The sequence below is a fragment of the Cognatundibacterium curvum genome (assembly GCF_014284235.1).
In the GTDB taxonomy this organism is placed as follows: Bacteria; Pseudomonadota; Gammaproteobacteria; order Burkholderiales; family Burkholderiaceae_D; genus Undibacterium; species Undibacterium curvum.
Map to the genome: position 1 here is coordinate 254835 of NZ_JACOGD010000005.1, position 17525 is coordinate 272359.

General features: G+C 51.2%; 15 protein-coding genes. 14 read left to right on the forward strand and 1 reads right to left on the reverse strand.

The features are described 5' to 3' along the window. Nucleotides 1–63: 63 nt before the first annotated feature. Nucleotides 64–1746 carry a methyl-accepting chemotaxis protein gene (locus H8K43_RS11325; protein WP_230403872.1) on the reverse strand — a complete coding sequence of 561 codons (1683 nt, stop codon included), beginning with the start codon at nucleotides 1744–1746 and terminating at the stop codon, nucleotides 64–66. Between the two features lie 233 nt (nucleotides 1747–1979). On the opposite strand from H8K43_RS11325, the gene H8K43_RS11330 reads away from it, so the two are divergent. The 14 genes from H8K43_RS11330 (at nucleotide 1980) to hisG (ending at nucleotide 17508) form a co-directional block, all read left to right on the forward strand. Continuing rightward, nucleotides 1980–2687: a transposase gene (locus H8K43_RS11330; protein ID WP_186903935.1), complete on the forward strand. Its 708-nt coding sequence runs from the start codon at nucleotides 1980–1982 to the stop codon at nucleotides 2685–2687. 190 nt (nucleotides 2688–2877) lie between these two features. Then, nucleotides 2878–7560 (forward strand): glutamate synthase-related protein, encoded by a 4683-nt coding sequence (locus H8K43_RS11335; protein WP_186903936.1) that lies wholly within the window; start codon nucleotides 2878–2880, stop codon nucleotides 7558–7560. A gap of 116 nt (nucleotides 7561–7676) precedes the next feature. After that, the gene (locus H8K43_RS11340; RefSeq protein WP_186903937.1) at nucleotides 7677–9140 is read left to right on the forward strand and encodes a glutamate synthase subunit beta; all 1464 of its coding nucleotides are present in this window, start codon (nucleotides 7677–7679) and stop codon (nucleotides 9138–9140) included. Nucleotides 9141–9458: 318 nt separating this feature from the next. Beyond that, complete coding sequence (locus H8K43_RS11345) at nucleotides 9459–10262, forward strand: ABC transporter ATP-binding protein (RefSeq protein WP_186903938.1); 804 nt, start codon at nucleotides 9459–9461, stop codon at nucleotides 10260–10262. Then, complete coding sequence (mlaE, locus tag H8K43_RS11350) at nucleotides 10259–11029, forward strand: lipid asymmetry maintenance ABC transporter permease subunit MlaE (RefSeq protein WP_186903939.1); 771 nt, start codon at nucleotides 10259–10261, stop codon at nucleotides 11027–11029. The genes H8K43_RS11345 and mlaE overlap by 4 nt, the downstream gene beginning before the upstream one ends. A 114-nt stretch (nucleotides 11030–11143) precedes the next feature. Further along, on the forward strand, nucleotides 11144–11620 hold the full coding sequence (gene mlaD, locus H8K43_RS11355) for an outer membrane lipid asymmetry maintenance protein MlaD (protein WP_162018969.1): 477 nt from the start codon (nucleotides 11144–11146) through the stop codon (nucleotides 11618–11620). Beyond that, complete coding sequence (locus H8K43_RS11360) at nucleotides 11617–12390, forward strand: MlaA family lipoprotein (protein ID WP_230403874.1); 774 nt, start codon at nucleotides 11617–11619, stop codon at nucleotides 12388–12390. The genes mlaD and H8K43_RS11360 overlap by 4 nt, the downstream gene beginning before the upstream one ends. A gap of 86 nt (nucleotides 12391–12476) precedes the next feature. Next, nucleotides 12477–13115, forward strand: a complete 639-nt coding sequence (locus tag H8K43_RS11365; RefSeq protein ID WP_186903940.1) for an MlaC/ttg2D family ABC transporter substrate-binding protein — start codon at nucleotides 12477–12479, stop codon at nucleotides 13113–13115. A gap of 10 nt (nucleotides 13116–13125) precedes the next feature. Further along, a complete protein-coding gene (locus tag H8K43_RS11370) occupies nucleotides 13126–13413 on the forward strand; it encodes an STAS domain-containing protein (RefSeq protein WP_329604514.1) in 288 nt (95 codons plus the stop codon). A gap of 151 nt (nucleotides 13414–13564) precedes the next feature. Then, complete coding sequence (locus H8K43_RS11375; RefSeq protein WP_186903942.1) at nucleotides 13565–14485, forward strand: ABC transporter ATP-binding protein; 921 nt, start codon at nucleotides 13565–13567, stop codon at nucleotides 14483–14485. Nucleotides 14486–14490: 5 nt separating this feature from the next. Beyond that, entirely contained in the window at nucleotides 14491–15246 is a 756-nt protein-coding gene (locus H8K43_RS11380; protein ID WP_186904041.1) for an ABC transporter permease, read from the forward strand. 122 nt (nucleotides 15247–15368) lie between these two features. Beyond that, nucleotides 15369–15605 carry a BolA family protein gene (locus tag H8K43_RS11385; protein ID WP_162019418.1) on the forward strand — a complete coding sequence of 79 codons (237 nt, stop codon included), beginning with the start codon at nucleotides 15369–15371 and terminating at the stop codon, nucleotides 15603–15605. Next, a complete protein-coding gene (murA, locus tag H8K43_RS11390; RefSeq protein ID WP_186903943.1) occupies nucleotides 15605–16855 on the forward strand; it encodes a UDP-N-acetylglucosamine 1-carboxyvinyltransferase in 1251 nt (416 codons plus the stop codon). The genes H8K43_RS11385 and murA overlap by 1 nt, the downstream gene beginning before the upstream one ends. Continuing rightward, nucleotides 16855–17508, forward strand: coding sequence for an ATP phosphoribosyltransferase (hisG, locus tag H8K43_RS11395; RefSeq protein ID WP_162018964.1), 654 nt, complete (start codon nucleotides 16855–16857; stop codon nucleotides 17506–17508). Before murA ends, hisG begins: the two co-directional genes overlap by 1 nt. Nucleotides 17509–17525: the final 17 nt, after the last annotated feature.

The window sequence follows — 17525 nt, forward strand, 5'->3', positions numbered from 1 at the left end:
GGTCTGAAAGCAAAAAAGGAGCCTTGGGCTCCTTTTTGTTGTTTAAATGCCTGCTATGGCAGATTAAAACTCTTCCCAATCCTGTTCATCACTTTTCCGGGGCGCAGGGCGGCTTAACTGCGCTGGACGGATCAGTGGGCTTTTCACATTAGGGCTGGTACGCGCTGGTGCTGTACGTGGTGCGGGTGTATTACTTGCCGGATTTTGGTTGGTGACGCGGAACTGCTCGACCACGTGCGACAGTTTTTCTGACTGATCACGCATGCTCTCTGCGGCAGCAGCAGCTTGTTCGACCAGTGCTGCGTTTTGTTGCGTCATTTCATCCATTTGGTTGATGGCAAGATTAACTTGCTCGATGCCGGAACTTTGCTCCTGACTGGCAGAGCTGATCTCGGCCATAATATCGGCCACATGCTGCACGCTATTCACAATATCTGCCATGGTTTTACCAGCAGTGTCTACTAACTTACTGCCGTGTTCGACCTTGCCCACGGAGTCATCAATCAGTGCTTTGATTTCTTTCGCAGCAGAAGCACTGCGTTGTGCCAGGTTACGCACTTCGGATGCCACTACCGCAAAACCACGGCCCTGTTCACCGGCACGAGCCGCTTCAACAGCCGCATTTAGCGCCAGAATATTGGTCTGGAATGCGATACCGTCGATGACCGCAATGATATCGACGATCTTGTTTGAGCTTTCTTTGATCGAGCCCATAGTTTCAACGACTTGCCCGACCACTTCACCACCCTTAACTGCAACACCGCTGGCGGAAACCACCAGTTGATTTGCCTGGCGCGCATTGTCAGCATTTTGTTTGACGGTCGAAGTCAGCTCTTCCATCGAGGATGCGGTTTCTTCCAGCGAGCTGGCCTGATTTTCTGTGCGCGACGATAAGTCAGCATTGCCAGAGGCGATTTCCGAGGCGGCCACGTTGATCGCCTGAGTGCCTTCCCTGACGTCGGCAATCACGTGGCTTAGGCCGGCACTGATGCCATTGATGGCATTCATCAACATACCGATTTCATCGCTGCGTGTCACTTCTATATGATCGCGCAGATCGCCCTGTGCCATTTTTTGTGCAACTTCTGTTGCTTCATGCAGAGGCCGGGTAATGGAATTCGTCATCAGCCAGGCGCAGATGATCGCAAACAGAGAGGATAACAATATCAACACAATCAGTAAGATGCGGCTGTTTTCATAGCTTTTTTGAATGTCTGCTGCGGTTTCATCAATTTGCAGGCGCTGCTCTTTCAGGATTTCTTCGACTTTTTTAACGTAGGCGGTGGAAGTCGGTACGAATTTCTGATCGAGCAAAGCATTCGCTTCGTCAGCCTGGCCTTCTTTTTTGAGTGCTACGATCTTATTGCGCGCTGCCAGATAGGCTTCGCGTAATTCGCTGACTTCTTTCAGCAGTTTTTGCTCTTTATCGGTCTCCATTCTGAGCGAAATTTCTTTGAGCAACTCTGCTGAAGTTCTCGACGATTCAGCCTGGTCTGCTTCAAAAAAGCTTGCCAGCGATGGGTCACTGCTCTTTGCGATTGCTGCCGTTCTGCGTATCCCGGTGTGAATATTGCGGTACCAGTCGCTCATCAGACGTTCCGTTGCGAGAGGCTCTTGCAGCAGTTTGCGGGTCGCAGATGCAACGGAATTAAGTTGCGTCAGGCCAACCAGGGTAGAGCAAATCGATAACAACAGGATCAGGGCAAAGCCCAGACCAAGTCGTTTACCAACGGAAAGTTGTTTCATGAGGTTATTCATAATCAAATTAGGACACGCGAAATTTTGGGGGGAAGGAACTTTCAACGCTGCACAAATTTGAAAAATTCCCACAGTGCAACATTATAAGTGCTACATAAGTGTGCATAGATGAAAGCTATTCACTTATTTAGTGCAGGTATAACTCAACTAGCATAACCGAGTATCGACGCAGTGATGTTGATTTACTTTACACTGCAATTATTTCTTTATTCAGATTTCTTATGGCCAGGTTACCGCGGCTGGTGATTCCATCAGCCTTGCATCATGTGGTTCAGCGCTGTCACGAAGGCGTGCAACTGTTTCGGGATGAGCAGGATTATCTGCAGTTTCTGAGCTGGTTGCGTCAGGGCGCGCACCAATTCCACGTGGCAATTCATGCCTACGTGCTCATGCCAGATCATGTGCATTTTTTATTGACGCCAGCAGATGCTGAAGGCTTGGGCAGGTTGTTGCAATGGCTGGGGCGTTACTATGTTCCTTATTACAATCGCAAGTATCTGCGCACGGGGAGTTTGTGGCAAGGACGCTACAAAGCAACTGTGCTGGAAGCGGAAAATTACTTTTTGCCATGCAGTATATTTGTGGAGTCCAATCCAGTCAGGGCTGGCTTAGTAGAAGATGCGGCTGCCTATCCCTGGTCCAGTTACCAGCATCATGCGGGTCAGCGTATCGATCCCGTCTTGTCTGATCATCCGATTTTCTGGGCTTTAGGTAATACGCCGTTTCAACGAGAAGCGAATTACAAAGAACTGATGGCGCTGTCTTTGAGTAAGTCCGTGATGGATCAGTTGCGCCATGCGACACAGCATGCCTGGGCGCTGGGTAGTAAGACCTATGTGGACGCACTAAGCAAGGATGCAACGCGTCGCCTGGTGCCAGGCAAGCGGGGGCGGCCACGTAAGCAGCCCGTTGAGGTGCCAGCCGATTAAGTAGCTTGTGCCTGAAATGTTGCGGCAATTGAGTCGATGTCTCTAAATATATACTCTGACCCCAATTAAGATGCAGTGAAAAAATGTAGTGTTTTTAATGACACTGACCCCATTTTATTTCGATTGATGTTTCTATTGCGCTGCACTATTCTCTTTTCCAGACAGTCCATTTTGCCTTCTGGAGATAGTGATGCAAGCTCAAGGTTTATACGATCCTAGCAACGAACATGATGCCTGTGGTGTGGGTTTTGTCGCCCATATCAAAGGTAAGAAAAGCCACGCGATCATTGATCAGGGCTTGTTAATTCTGAAAAATCTCGACCACCGCGGCGCGGTCGGTGCCGATGCCCTGATGGGCGATGGTGCCGGTATTCTGATACAGATACCGGATGCGTTTTACCGTGCAGAAATGCTCAAGCAAGGCGTTAGCCTGCCACCGCCGGGTGAATACGGCGTCGGCATGATCTTTTTGCCGAAAGAACATGCATCCCGTCTGGCCTGTGAGCAAGAGATAGAACGTGCCGTGCGTGCCGAAGGCCAGGTAGTACTGGGCTGGCGCGATGTACCGGTCGATCGTGACATGCCTATGTCGCCGACAGTACGTGAAAAAGAACCGGTGATCCGCCAGATTTTCATTGGCCGTGGCCCGGATATCATGGTGACCGATGCACTGGAGCGTAAGTTATATGTGATCCGTAAATCGGCGGTTCACGCAATCGAAGCGCTTAAGCTGTTGCATGGTAAAGAATACTTTGTACCATCGATGTCGGCTCGTACCGTGGTCTATAAAGGCTTATTGCTGGCTGATCAGGTCGGTGTGTATTACAAGGATTTGCAGGACAGCGCCTGCGTATCGGCACTGGCGCTGGTACATCAGCGCTTTTCCACCAATACTTTCCCCGAATGGCCACTCGCGCATCCTTATCGCATGATTGCGCATAACGGCGAAATTAATACCGTCAAAGGCAACTTCAACTGGATGCGGGCGCGCGAAGGCGTGATGAAATCGGCGGTGCTCGGCGATGATCTGCAAAAGCTGTATCCCTTGATTTTTGAAGGCCAGTCTGACACGGCCAGCTTTGACAATGCGCTGGAATTGCTGGTGATGGCGGGCTATCCGATTGCACAAGCCATGATGATGATGATTCCTGAAGCCTGGGAAAATCACAGCATGATGGATGACAATCGTCGTGCCTTCTACGAATATCATGCAGCGATGATGGAGCCTTGGGATGGCCCGGCAGCGATGGCATTTACCGATGGCCGTCAGATCGGCGGCACGCTGGATCGTAATGGTCTGCGTCCTGCGCGTTACATCGTGACCGATGATGATTTGGTGGTGATGGCCTCTGAGTCTGGCGTATTGCCTATTCCAGAGTCAAAAATCATCAAGAAATGGCGTCTGCAACCTGGCAAAATGTTCCTGATCGATCTGGAAGCCGGTCGCATTATCGACGACAAAGAAATCAAAGATACCTATGCCAATGCCAAGCCTTACAAGCAATGGATACAATCGGTCCGTATCAAACTCGATGGCCTCAAAGGTCAGGCCGCTGAGCAGGTAGAAAGCGCAAGTCTGCTCGACCGTCAGCAAGCCTTTGGCTATACCCAGGAGGACGTGAAATTCCTGCTGACACCGATGGCACTTAGCGCTGAAGAAGCGATAGGCTCTATGGGCAACGATGCTTCATTGGCGGTGATGTCGAACAAACTCAAGCCGCTGTATAACTACTTCAAACAGTTGTTTGCGCAGGTCACCAATCCGCCTATCGATCCGATTCGTGAAGCGATGGTGATGTCGCTGGTTTCCTTCATAGGCCCGAAACCGAATCTGCTCGATACCAATAACATTAATCCACCGATGCGGCTGGAAGTCGCGCAGCCTGTATTGGATTTTGACGATATCGCCAAGCTGCGCAATATCAGTGCCAATACTGGCGGCAAATTCAAATCCTATGAGCTGGATATCTGCTATCCGGTCGCCTGGGGCAAGGATGGTATTGAGGCGCGCCTGGCTTCTATCTGTGCTGAAGTGGTGGATGCGGTCAAATCCGGTCACAACATCATGATCATTACTGACCGTAAGATGGATGCCAATAATGTCGCGATTCCTGCGTTGCTGGCGACCTCTACTGTGCATCAGCATCTGGTCAGCAAGGGTTTGCGTACTACGACAGGCCTGGTAGTCGAAACCGGTTCAGCGCGCGAAACGCATCACTTTGCCTTGTTGGCTGGTTATGGCGCGGAGGCAGTGCATCCCTATCTGGCGATGCAGACGCTGGCCGATATGGTGAAAGATTTGCCCGGTGATCTGAGTGCTGAAAAAGCCATCTACAACTATACCAAGGCGATAGGTAAGGGCCTGATGAAGGTCATGTCTAAGATGGGTATTTCGACTTATATGTCGTATTGTGGCGCGCAGATATTCGAGGCTATTGGCCTGAACAAATCGCTGGTCGACAAATACTTCCGTGGTACCGCATCCAATGTTGAAGGCATAGGCGTGTTTGAAGTGGCAGAGGAAGCCCTGCGCCTGCATCAGGCCGCCTTCGGTCAGGACCCGGTATTGGCTAATGCGCTGGATGCCGGCGGTGAGTATGCATTCCGGATACGTGGTGAAGACCATATGTGGACGCCTGATGCGATCGCAAAACTGCAGCATTCCACCCGCGCCAATAACTACAACTCTTACAAGGAATATGCGCAGATCATCAATGATCAGTCCAAGCGTCATATGACTTTGCGCGGCTTGTTTGAATTTAAGATAGATCCGTCTAAGGCAATCCCATTGGAACAGGTCGAGCCAGCCAAGGAAATCGTAAAGCGCTTTGCGACGGGTGCGATGTCTCTGGGCTCTATCAGTACTGAGGCGCATGCCACACTGGCGATTGCGATGAACCGTATCGGCGGTAAATCTAATACCGGCGAAGGTGGTGAAGATCCTGCACGCTATCAGCAAGAACTCAAAGGCATCCCGATTCGCAATGGCGAGACACTGGCATCGGTGATCGGTAAAGAACAGATAGAAGTGGATATTCCACTGCAGGATGGTGACTCGCTGCGCTCCCGTATCAAGCAGGTGGCCTCTGGCCGCTTTGGTGTGACTGCTGAATACCTGAGCTCTGCGGATCAGATACAGATCAAAATGGCGCAAGGTGCTAAACCTGGTGAAGGTGGTCAGTTACCAGGACACAAAGTTTCCGAATATATTGCAAAGTTACGTTTCTCTGTGCCTGGTGTAGGCCTGATTTCGCCACCGCCGCATCACGATATTTATTCTATCGAAGATCTGGCGCAGCTGATTCATGATCTGAAAAACGTGAATCCTCAGGCATCGATTTCGGTCAAGCTGGTCTCTGAAGTCGGTGTGGGCACGATTGCAGCAGGTGTGTCTAAAGCCAAGGCCGATCACGTGGTGATCGCCGGACATGATGGCGGCACCGGCGCGTCGCCGCTGTCCTCGATTAAGCATGCCGGTACACCTTGGGAATTGGGGCTGTCTGAAACTCAGCAGACGCTGGTACTCAATGGCTTGCGTGGACGGGTCAGGGTGCAGGCTGATGGTCAGATGAAAACCGGACGTGACGTCGCCATTGCCGCCATGCTGGGTGCCGATGAAATCGGTTTTGCTACTGCGCCGCTGGTGGTTGAGGGCTGCATTATGATGCGTAAATGTCACCTCAATACCTGCCCGGTCGGTGTCGCGACGCAGGATCCGGTTTTGCGTGCCAAATTCTCTGGTAAGCCTGAATATGTCGTGAACTACTTCTTCTTTGTGGCAGAAGAAGTGCGTCAGATCATGGCCCAGCTGGGTGTGCGTACTTATGATGAATTGATAGGCCGCGTCGATTTGCTGGATAAATCCAAGGCGGTCGCGCACTGGAAAGCCAAAGGTCTGGACTTTGCGCGCATCTTCCATCAGCCACAAGCCGGCGCCGATGCTGCGATCCGCCATGTGGATGTGCAGGATCACGGTCTCGATAAGGCATTGGACAACAAGCTGATCGCGCAAGCCAGACTGGCGCTTGATACTGGTGAAAAAGTATCGTTCATTCAGCCAGTTAAAAATCTGAACCGCACGGTAGGCGCGATGCTGTCGGGTGAAGTGGCGAAACGTTATGGTCACGCTGGTCTGCCGGACGACACCATTCATGTGCAGTTGCAGGGTACTGCAGGCCAGTCGGCTGGTGCCTTCCTCGCGCATGGCGTGACGCTGGATCTGGTCGGCGAAGGCAATGACTACGTCGGCAAGGGTCTGTCCGGTGGTCGCATCATTATTCGTCCAAATACCGAATTCCGTGGCTGGGCGGTCGATAACATCATTTGCGGCAATACCGTGTTGTATGGTGCGATTGCCGGTGAAGCCTTCATCAATGGCGTGGCCGGCGAGCGCTTTGCGGTGCGTAACTCTGGTGCAGTGGCAGTTGTCGAGGGCACCGGTGATCATGGCTGCGAATACATGACTGGCGGTACGGTGATCGTATTAGGTCAGACTGGACGTAATTTTGCAGCGGGTATGTCGGGCGGTATCGCCTATGTGTATGACCCGGATGGCGAATTCGAAGCGAAATGCAATCTGGCCATGGTCAGTCTGGAGCCGGTATTGGCAGGCGACGTGCAAGCGGCGACGGTGGATTCCTCGGTTTGGCACAGCATACTGCGCGGTGGCGAAGGTGAAACTGATGAGGCTATTTTACGCAGCCTGATTGAGCGTCATTTCAAACATACCGGCAGCACCCGCGCCCGCAACATACTGGATGACTGGGCCCGTAGCCGCGCTAAGTTCATCAAGGTATTCCCGAATGAATACAAGCGAGCACTGGCTGAAATGGCAGCAGCGAAACAGGCGCCTGTCAGTGCCAAAGCTGCCTGACACGAACTGGCATATCGATGCGGCGCGCATCACTGCTATGCAGAATGTCTGTACGCAGTGATGCCGCTTAACAGGATTTCAGGGCGATCAGCCCCTTACGAATTAGAGGTTTTATCATGGGAAAAGTCACCGGGTTTATGGAGTATCAGCGACTGCAGGAAGCCAGCGAGGCACCGCAGTCACGTAAAAAACATTACAAAGAATTTTTAGTCCATCTGGATGATGCGCAGGCGAAAACTCAGGCTGCGCGGTGCATGGATTGCGGCATTCCGTTTTGTAACAACGGCTGCCCGGTCAATAACATCATCCCTGACTGGAATGATCTGGTTTACACCGGAAATTTGAAACTCGCACTCGACACACTGCATTCCACCAACAATTTTCCGGAATTCACCGGGCGCATCTGTCCCGCTCCATGCGAGTCGGCCTGTACGCTGGGGATTAACGATGACGCCGTTGGTATCAAGTCGATAGAGCACTACATTATCGACAAGGGCTGGGAAAATGGCTGGGTCACGCCACAGCCGGCCAGTGTGAAGACCGGGAAAAAAGTGGCGATTGTTGGTTCAGGCCCAGCCGGGTTAGCAACAGCTCAGCAATTGGCGCGCGCAGGGCATGAGGTGACAGTATTTGAAAAGAATGACCGTGCCGGTGGTTTGCTGCGCTATGGTATTCCCGACTTCAAACTGGAAAAAAGCCACATCGACCGTCGTATAGAACAGATGCAGGCTGAAGGCGTGGTGTTCCGCACTGGCGTCCTGGTCGGTAAAGATTTTCCTGCCAATATCACTAACTGGTCGAAAGAAATCATCAGTCCTGAGCAATTGCAAAAAGACTTTGATGCAGTGGTGATTGCCGGTGGTGCCGAAGTGCCACGTGACTTGCCGGTGCCGGGTCGCGACCTCAAAGGCGTGCATTTTGCGATGGAGTTCCTGCCAGCACAGAATAAGGTCAATGCCGGAGATAAGCTAAAAGATCAGATCCTGGCTGCAGGCAAGCACGTGGTCGTGATCGGTGGTGGCGACACGGGTTCTGACTGCGTCGGCACCTCGAATCGTCATGGTGCTAAGTCGGTGACTCAGTTCGAATTACTGCCTCAGCCACCTGAGCAAGAAAACAAGGCATTGGTCTGGCCTTACTGGCCAACTAAGTTGCGTACTTCGTCTTCGCATGAAGAAGGTTGCGAGCGCGACTGGGCGGTTGCCACCAAGCGGCTGGAAGGCAAGGCGGGTAAAGTCGATAAGCTGATCGCGTGCCGGGTTGAATGGAAAGACGGCAAAATGCAGGAAGTGCCGGATTCTGAATTTGAACTGAAAGCCGATCTGGTTTTGCTGGCCATGGGTTTTGTCTCGCCTGTACAACAGGTACTGGATGCATTCGGTGTCGACAAAGATGCGCGTGGCAATGCCAGAGCGAGTACAGAAGGCGCAGGCTGTTATCAGACCAATGTGCCTAAGGTCTATGTGGCAGGTGATATGCGTCGCGGTCAGTCGCTGGTGGTGTGGGCTATACGTGAAGGGCGTCAGTGTGCGCGTGAGGTTGATCTGGCCTTGATGGGCGCTTCGGTACTGCCACGTTAATCGCTGGCTGAACAATGTCTATGCGAACAGGATTCCCGTAGTAATGCAGGGAATCCTGTGAAAAAAAAGGAACAATCAAAGTTTAAATTGGGTCATTTTTCTTAATTAATGACCCAATATTCATTAATTTCTATAGTATTTCTACTACTGTTTTTAAATAAAATTCCGTCATTCAATTGAATTGTTAATGATTATTTTGTTGATAATTGTTTATTTGAATAAATATGAGTTTTGTTGCAAAAAAAATCATTTTCAACTCCCCACCTTCATGAGTGTTCTGCATTACAATCTGGTTTTTGCAAAACACTATTGATTACTGTGTCCAATCTTGTCGAAATTCGCGATATCCAATTCGGATATGGAAGCAGGACTATTTTGTCCGGGCTAAGCATGGATTTCCCCCGTGGTAAGGTCATTGCCGTCATGGGCGGTTCCGGCTCGGGGAAAACTACGATACTGCGTCTGATCGGCGGACAAATTCAGCCTCAGCAAGGCAGCGTTAACGTGAATGGTCAGGCGGTGCACACCTTGGACTCAGCAGGTTTGTACGCCATACGGCGCAAAATGGGCATGTTGTTCCAACACGGCGCATTGTTCACTGATCTGAGTGTGTTTGATAACGTGGCTTTTCCTATGCGTGAACACACCAATTACTCTGATACGGTGATTCGTGACCTGGTCATGCTGAAATTACAGGCTGTCGGTTTACGAAATGCTGCGCATCTGATGCCAGCTGAGATTTCCGGCGGCATGGCGCGCCGGGTCGCACTGGCACGCGCTGTGGCGCTCGACCCGCAACTGATTATGTATGACGAACCCTTTGCAGGTCTGGATCCGATTTCTATGGGCGTGACTGCGAATCTGATCCGTAACCTGAATGACGCATTGGGATCGACCTCGATACTGGTGTCACATGATGTACATGAATCCTTTGCCATTGCTGATTATGTGTATTTCCTTTCGCAGGGAAAGATTGTGGCGCATGGAACTCCGGAACAGATGCGTGACTCCGAGGATCCGTATGTGAAGCAGTTTGTGCATGCAGAAGCCGATGGGCCGGTGCCATTTCATTATCCCGGTAAGTCACTCGTGGATGATCTGGGTTTGAAGGGGAACGCATGATGTTTGAATGGATAGGCCGTCATATACGGGAGGGAGCAGCGGATCTGGGCTATGCCACGCGCTGTTTTTTCTCGATATTGTTCAGCGTTGGCGGATTATGGCGCCGGCCACGGCTGGTGACCGACCAGATTCACTTTATCGGTAATTATTCGCTGGTGATTATTGCTATCTCCGGTTTGTTTGTTGGCTTTGTACTTGGATACCAGGGTTACTACACGCTGAATCGCTATGGCTCAGAAGAGGCGCTGGGCTTGCTGGTTGCTTTGTCGCTCACGCGCGAACTGGGGCCGGTCGTTACAGCCTTGCTGTTTGCCGGTCGTGCCGGTACCTCACTGACTGCAGAAATAGGCCTGATGAAGGCGGGTGAGCAATTGGCTGCGATGGAAATGATGGCGGTCAATCCGGTGCAAAGGGTACTGGCACCACGTTTTGTCGCCGGGCTGATTGCGATGCCAATACTGACAGCGATTTTCAATGCGATGGGGATCATCGGTGGCTATATTGTTGGTGTGAAGCTGATCGGTGTGGATAATGGTTCGTTCTGGTCGCAGATGCAGGCAGGTGTTGAAATCTGGCAGGATATCGGTAATGGCGTGGTTAAGAGCATAGTTTTTGGATTTGCTGTGACCTTTGTGGCGCTGTTCCAGGGCTATGAAGCGCAGGCTACCCCTGAAGGTGTAGCGCGTGCGACCACCCGTACCGTTGTTGTCTCCTCACTGCTGGTGTTGTGGCTGGATTTCCTGCTGACCGCCTGGATGTTTCAGTAAGACAGGGCTGCAGTCTGGCGCCCGGTAACATAAAGATACTTAAAGAATTAATTCTCGTGCTATTCGATGGCAAACTTCCGGGTAGAGATGGAAGGTGCCGCGTAAGGAAAAAAAATGCAAAAAAAATCTCTGGATTTCTGGGTGGGTTTATTTGTGGTGCTCGGTGCAGCAGCATTGCTGTTTCTGGCACTCAAAGCTGGAAATATGAGCGCACTTTCTCTGGAAAAAACCTATGATGTAGTGACGCGTTTTGACAATATTGGTGGTTTAAAGCCGCGTGCAGCAGTCAAGAGTGCAGGTGTGGTCGTTGGCCGCGTGTCCGATATCCGTTTTGATGACAAGACTTTTCAGGCTACCGTGACGCTGCAGTTACAGTCGCGTTATCAGTTTCCGAAGGACAGTTCTGCCAAAATCCTGACGGCCGGTTTGTTAGGTGAACAATACATAGGCCTGGAACCTGGTGGTGATACCCAGAATCTGGCTGCCGGTGACCGTATCAAGATGACCCAGTCTGCAGTGGTACTGGAAAATCTGATTAGCCAATTTTTATTCAGTAAAGCTGCAGACAGCAGTTCGGAACAAAAGAAATGAACGCGAAATTATCTCTCCCGGGTTCTTCCCGTTTGATGGCTCTGTTGGTACTTATGCTGAGCATGATGCTTAGTGCATGCAGTACTGTGAAAATGGACCAGATCAAAGCCAAGGCTGATCAGACGCTTGATACTATCAGCACTAAAACCAATATCGGTAAAAATCCACGTGATCCGCTCGAAGGCTTTAACCGCGTCATGTTTAACTTCAATGACAATGTGGATCAGGCTGTGTTGCAACCTGTCTCACGTGTCTATCGTGATGTGACGCCGGGCTTTGTGCAGACAGGGGTAGGCAATTTTTTCAGCAACATCGGTGATGTCTGGAACGCAGTCAACAATCTGTTGCAAGGCAAAGTAGGTGACAGTGCCTCCGACTTCATGCGTTTTGCATTGAATACCACCTTTGGTCTGGGCGGCTTTCTGGATATCGGCTCTCCTGCTGGTCTTACTAAGCACAAAGAAGATTTTGGTCAGACGCTGGGGCGCTGGGGAGTACCGTCCGGCCCTTACTTAGTACTTCCGGTATTTGGATCCTCTACTTTGCGTGACACGGTTGCCTTGCCGGTCGATATGAAGGCAGACTTGTGGTCGTATAAAGAGCCACTTTATATCCGCAATACCGGCACGGTGATACGCCTGGTGGATAAGCGTGCATCGGTATTGGATGCGGGTTCACTGATAGAAGAGGCCGCTTTGGATAAATATGTGTTTATCCGCGATGCTTATCTTCAAAGGCGTGCAGGGCAAATCAACCCTGAGCAGGATTAAGAACTGCAGCTGACTATTAACTCAAGCACCTGAAGCGCATCGATGCACGTGTGCAGATGAACACTACAGGTTGATAAGGAATACATATGAAATCACTTTTTTCCCGCTTTGTTATCGCTTTGATGGCAAGTCTTAGCATAGGCAGTGCTGCGATGGCACAGGAAGCACCAGATCAATTAGTTAAACGTCTGAGCCAGGAAATCCTGGATCTGGCTAAAAACGATAAGGACATCCAGGCAGGTAATCAAAAGCGCGTATATGACATGGTAGAAAATAAAATTCTGCCTTATATCGACTTCCCTAGAATGACTTCGTTGGCCGCCGGTAAAAGCTGGCGCGAAGCCACGCCTGAGCAACAAAAGCAGCTGACTAACGAATTCCGCACCTTGCTGGTATTTACGTATTCCGGCGCGATTTCCCAGATTAAGGATCAGCGTGTGGAATTCAAACCTTTACGTGCTGCTCCGGAAGATACCGAAGTTGAAGTTCGTTCCCAGGTGATTCAATCCCGTGGTGAGCCGATTCAGTTAAACTATCGGCTCGAAAAGCTGGCTACAGGCTGGAAGATCTATGACATCAATGTACTGGGAGCCTGGCTGGTTGAAACGTACAAAGGCAGTTTTTCTGCTGAAATCAGCAAATCTGGTATCGATGGTTTGATCAAAACTCTGGTTGAAAAGAATAAAAAACTGGCGGCAGCTTCGGCTAAATCTGGTTCAAAATAATAGGTGATCTGTGTTTACTGTCGGTCAGGAACTCACTCAGGACAACGCGATGCAAGTCATTGCTGCAGGTAAGGCAGCGATACTCGCAGGAGAAACTGAGTTTGATTTCTCCGGACTTTCCCGTCTGGATTCTTCTGCGGTCGCAGCCATGATAGAGTGGCAGCGACAATTATTGACGAAAAGTCAGCAAATTACTTGTCTTCAAGTTCCTGCCGGGCTGGAAAGCCTGATCCGCCTTTACGGGCTCAGCGAGCAATTCGCTACCCACGCCTCTGTACAAACACCTGAGCGACATTGACGCTCACGGCTACGAGCCACTGGCCTGAACGAAGTTTCAGGTCAGTCCGGTTCTCTCTCTGAAAATCCCCTATAATCAAAGGTTTCGCCACTGAAAATTGGCGCTCACCTTAAATCCACTTTCTGAATGCACTTAAGTGCAAGCACGCCACATGGCAGCCATACAAATTAGCAATATTCAAAAGCGTTACCAGTCTTTACAGGCTTTGGGTGGCGTATCACTCTCGATAGAGGAAGGTGAATTTTTCGGTCTGCTCGGCCCGAACGGCGCTGGTAAAACTACGCTCATTTCTATCCTGGCCGGCCTGAATCGTGCTGACGCTGGCAATATCAGCGTACAGGGGCACGATGTAGTCAGCGATTATCGCAATGCGCGTCGTAATCTGGGCGTGGTGCCGCAAGAGCTGGTATTTGATCCTTTTTTCACGGTGCGCGAGACTTTGCGCATGCAATCCGGTTATTTTGGTATTAAGAATAACGACAAGTGGATTGATGAAATCATGGAGAACCTGGATCTGACCAATAAGGCAGATGCCAATATGCGCTCGTTGTCAGGCGGCATGAAGCGCCGGGTTCTGGTGGCACAGGCGCTGGTACACAAGCCACCGGTGATCGTGCTGGATGAGCCGACCGCGGGTGTTGACGTGGAGTTGCGTCAGACCTTGTGGAAGTTTATTTCCAGACTGAACCGCGATGGTCATACTATCGTGCTGACTACCCACTATCTGGAAGAAGCTCAGGCGCTGTGCAATCGCATAGCGATGCTCAAGTCGGGTAAGGTCGTTGCGCTCGACAGTACTGCCGCACTGATACAAAGGATATCCGGTTCGCAGTTACGCATAACGGTTGCAGCCAGCGGAAATACCCAGTTGCCACCTGCGCTCAGCGATAAAATCATCAGTCATGAAGTGACCGCGGATCCGCGTCAGTTTGTGTTGCGTGTCACCGATTTCAATCAGGTTGAATCCATACTGGCGGCTTTCCGTCAGGCGGGTTGTGTGATTGAAGATATGCAGTTGTTACAGGCCGATCTGGAAGATGTCTTCCTGCAGATTATGGAGGGCAAACAATGAGCAATATGACTGGCTTTAACACCTTGTTGTACAAGGAAGTGCTGCGCTTCTGGAAGGTTGCGACGCAGACCATTACTGCACCGGTGATGACAGCTTTACTGTATCTGCTGATTTTTGGCCACGTGCTGGAAGAGCATGTGCAGGTCTATCCGGGTGTGCGCTATACCGCCTTTCTGGTGCCGGGTCTGGTGATGATGAGTGTGCTGCAGAATTCCTTTGCCAACTCATCTTCCTCGCTGATTCAATCCAAGATCACCGGCAATCTGGTGTTTGTCTTGTTACCGCCTTTGTCGCATTGGGAGATTTTTGGTGCTTACGTGCTGGCCGCTATTTTGCGCGGGCTGACGGTGGGTGCGGGTGTGTTTATTGTGACCGCCTGGTTCGCTGATTTGCATTTCGTCGCGCCGCTGTGGATCGCCTTGTTCGCCTTGCTTGGCGCAGCAATGTTGGGAACCATGGGGCTGATTGCGGGTATCTGGGCAGAAAAGTTTGACCAGTTAGCGGCATTCCAGAACTTCCTGATCATGCCAGCCACTTTCTTATCCGGGGTGTTTTACTCGATACATTCCTTGCCCCCGTTCTGGCAGGGCTTGTCTCGCTTTAATCCTTTCTTTTACATGATAGATGGCTTCCGCTTTGGATTTTTTGGCAAATCGGATGTCGATCCTGTATTTAGCTTATTGATCGTTACCGTCTTCTTCCTGCTGCTGGCAGGGCTGGCGGTACAAATGCTGCAGCGTGGTTATAAGTTGCGCCACTAATTTTGAGATATGAAAATAAGGACTTTCACTGCCGCTACGATCAGCCGTCAGGCGTCAGCAGGCGGCTAAAACGGTAAGTGTAAGTCCTGCTAACCAGAAACCAGATAGCCAGAAAGATGAACGTGTTACCTACTCCACAACAGATTCAAGACTATATCGCCGCTGGCCTCGACTGCACGCATTTGAGCGTGGAAGGCGATGGCCAGCATTTTCAGGCGGTCATCGTCTGTGCAGCTTTTCAGGGGAAGCGCCTGATCCAGCGTCACCAGATGGTGTATGCGGTATTGGGTGACCGCATGCGCGAAGAGATTCACGCCTTATCGATGAAAACACTGACTCCCGAAGAGTACCAGGCATAATGGATAAATTATTGATTACAGGTGGTCACCGCCTACAAGGTGATATTCGTATTTCCGGCGCGAAGAACGCAGCCTTGCCGATATTGTGCGCGGGTTTGCTGAGTGCTGAAGATGTGACTCTGCATAATGTCCCTTCGCTGCAGGACGTGAATACCATGTTGAAGCTGTTGCGTCAGATGGGTTTGCAGGTTACTCAGGAAAACGGCGTCACCGTCCTCAATGGTGCGCAGATCGACAAACTGGAAGCGCCTTACGACCTGGTGAAAACCATGCGTGCATCGATACTGGTGCTGGGGCCTTTGCTGGCACGCTTCGGTGAAGCTAAGGTATCACTGCCTGGTGGCTGCGCGATAGGCTCACGTCCGGTCGATCAGCATATCAAGGGCTTGCAGGCGATGGGTGCTGAAATCACTATCGAAGCTGGCTATATCCATGCGAAAGCCAAGCGCCTCAAGGGTGCGCGCATCGTGACCGATATGATTACAGTCACCGGTACCGAAAATCTGTTGATGGCGGCAACGCTGGCCGAAGGCGAAACCGTGCTGGAAAACGCAGCACGCGAACCTGAAGTGACCGACCTGGCGAATTTGCTGGTCGCTATGGGTGCAAAAATTGAAGGTATAGGTACTGACCGTCTGGTGATTCAGGGTGTCACTGCCTTGCATGGCGCCAGCCATGCTGTGATTGCAGACCGTATCGAGACTGCGACTTTCCTGTGTGCGGTGGCAGCGACCGGTGGTGACATCACGCTGACCCATACCCGCAGCGACATCCTCGATGTGGCACTCGATAAGTTGCGTGAAGCGGGCGTGATACTGACCACAGGTCCGGACTGGATACGGGCCCAGATGAGCAGCCGCCCTAAGGCAGTTGGCTTCCGCACCACCGAATATCCGGGTTTTCCTACCGATATGCAGGCGCAGTTCATGGCGTTGAACTGTATCGCTCAAGGCACCAGCCGCGTCACTGAAACGATTTTTGAAAACCGTTTCATGCATGTGCAGGAAATGAACCGCTTAGGTGCAAAGATAGAAATCGACGGACACACCGCGATCGTGAATGGCGTCGACAAATTGTTGGGCGCACCAGTGATGGCCACTGATTTACGCGCATCTGCCTCGCTGGTGATTGCCGCTATGGTGGCCGAAGGTGAAACACTGATAGACCGCATTTACCATCTGGATCGTGGCTACGACAGAATGGAAGTGAAATTATCGGCAGTCGGCGCACAGATACAACGGATCAAATAATGGGATCACAATTAACGCTTGCGCTCTCCAAAGGGCGGATTTTTGAAGAAACCCTGCCCTTACTTGAAGAGGCAGGTATACGCGTCACCGAAGACCCCGAAAAATCCCGCAAACTGATCCTGGCCACCAGCGATCCTGATGTGCGCGTGATCATCGTGCGGGCCTCCGATGTGCCAACTTATGTACAGTATGGCGCGGCCGACTTCGGTGTCGCCGGTAAGGATGTGCTGCATGAGCATGGCGGTGAAGGCCTGTATCAGCCTATCGATCTGCACATCGCGAAATGCCGCGTTTCTGTTGCGGTGTCGGCCGGTTTTGATTACGAGAATGCGGTACGTCAGGGCGCACGTCTGCGCGTGGCGACAAAATATACCGAAACCGCGCGTCAGCATTTCGCCAGCAAAGGCGTGCACGTAGACCTGATCAAGTTGTACGGCTCTATGGAGTTAGCGCCGCTGGTGGGGCTGGCCGACGCCATCGTTGATCTGGTGAGTACCGGCAGTACACTGCGAGCCAATAATCTGGTCGAGGTCGAGCATATTATGGACATCTCCTCGCGCCTGGTCGTGAATCAGGCAGCGTTGAAATTAAAGCGTGAACGTCTGCAACCTATCCTGGCTGCATTTGAGCGCGCATCTTTGTCTAAAGCATAAAATCTGAAGAGAATTTT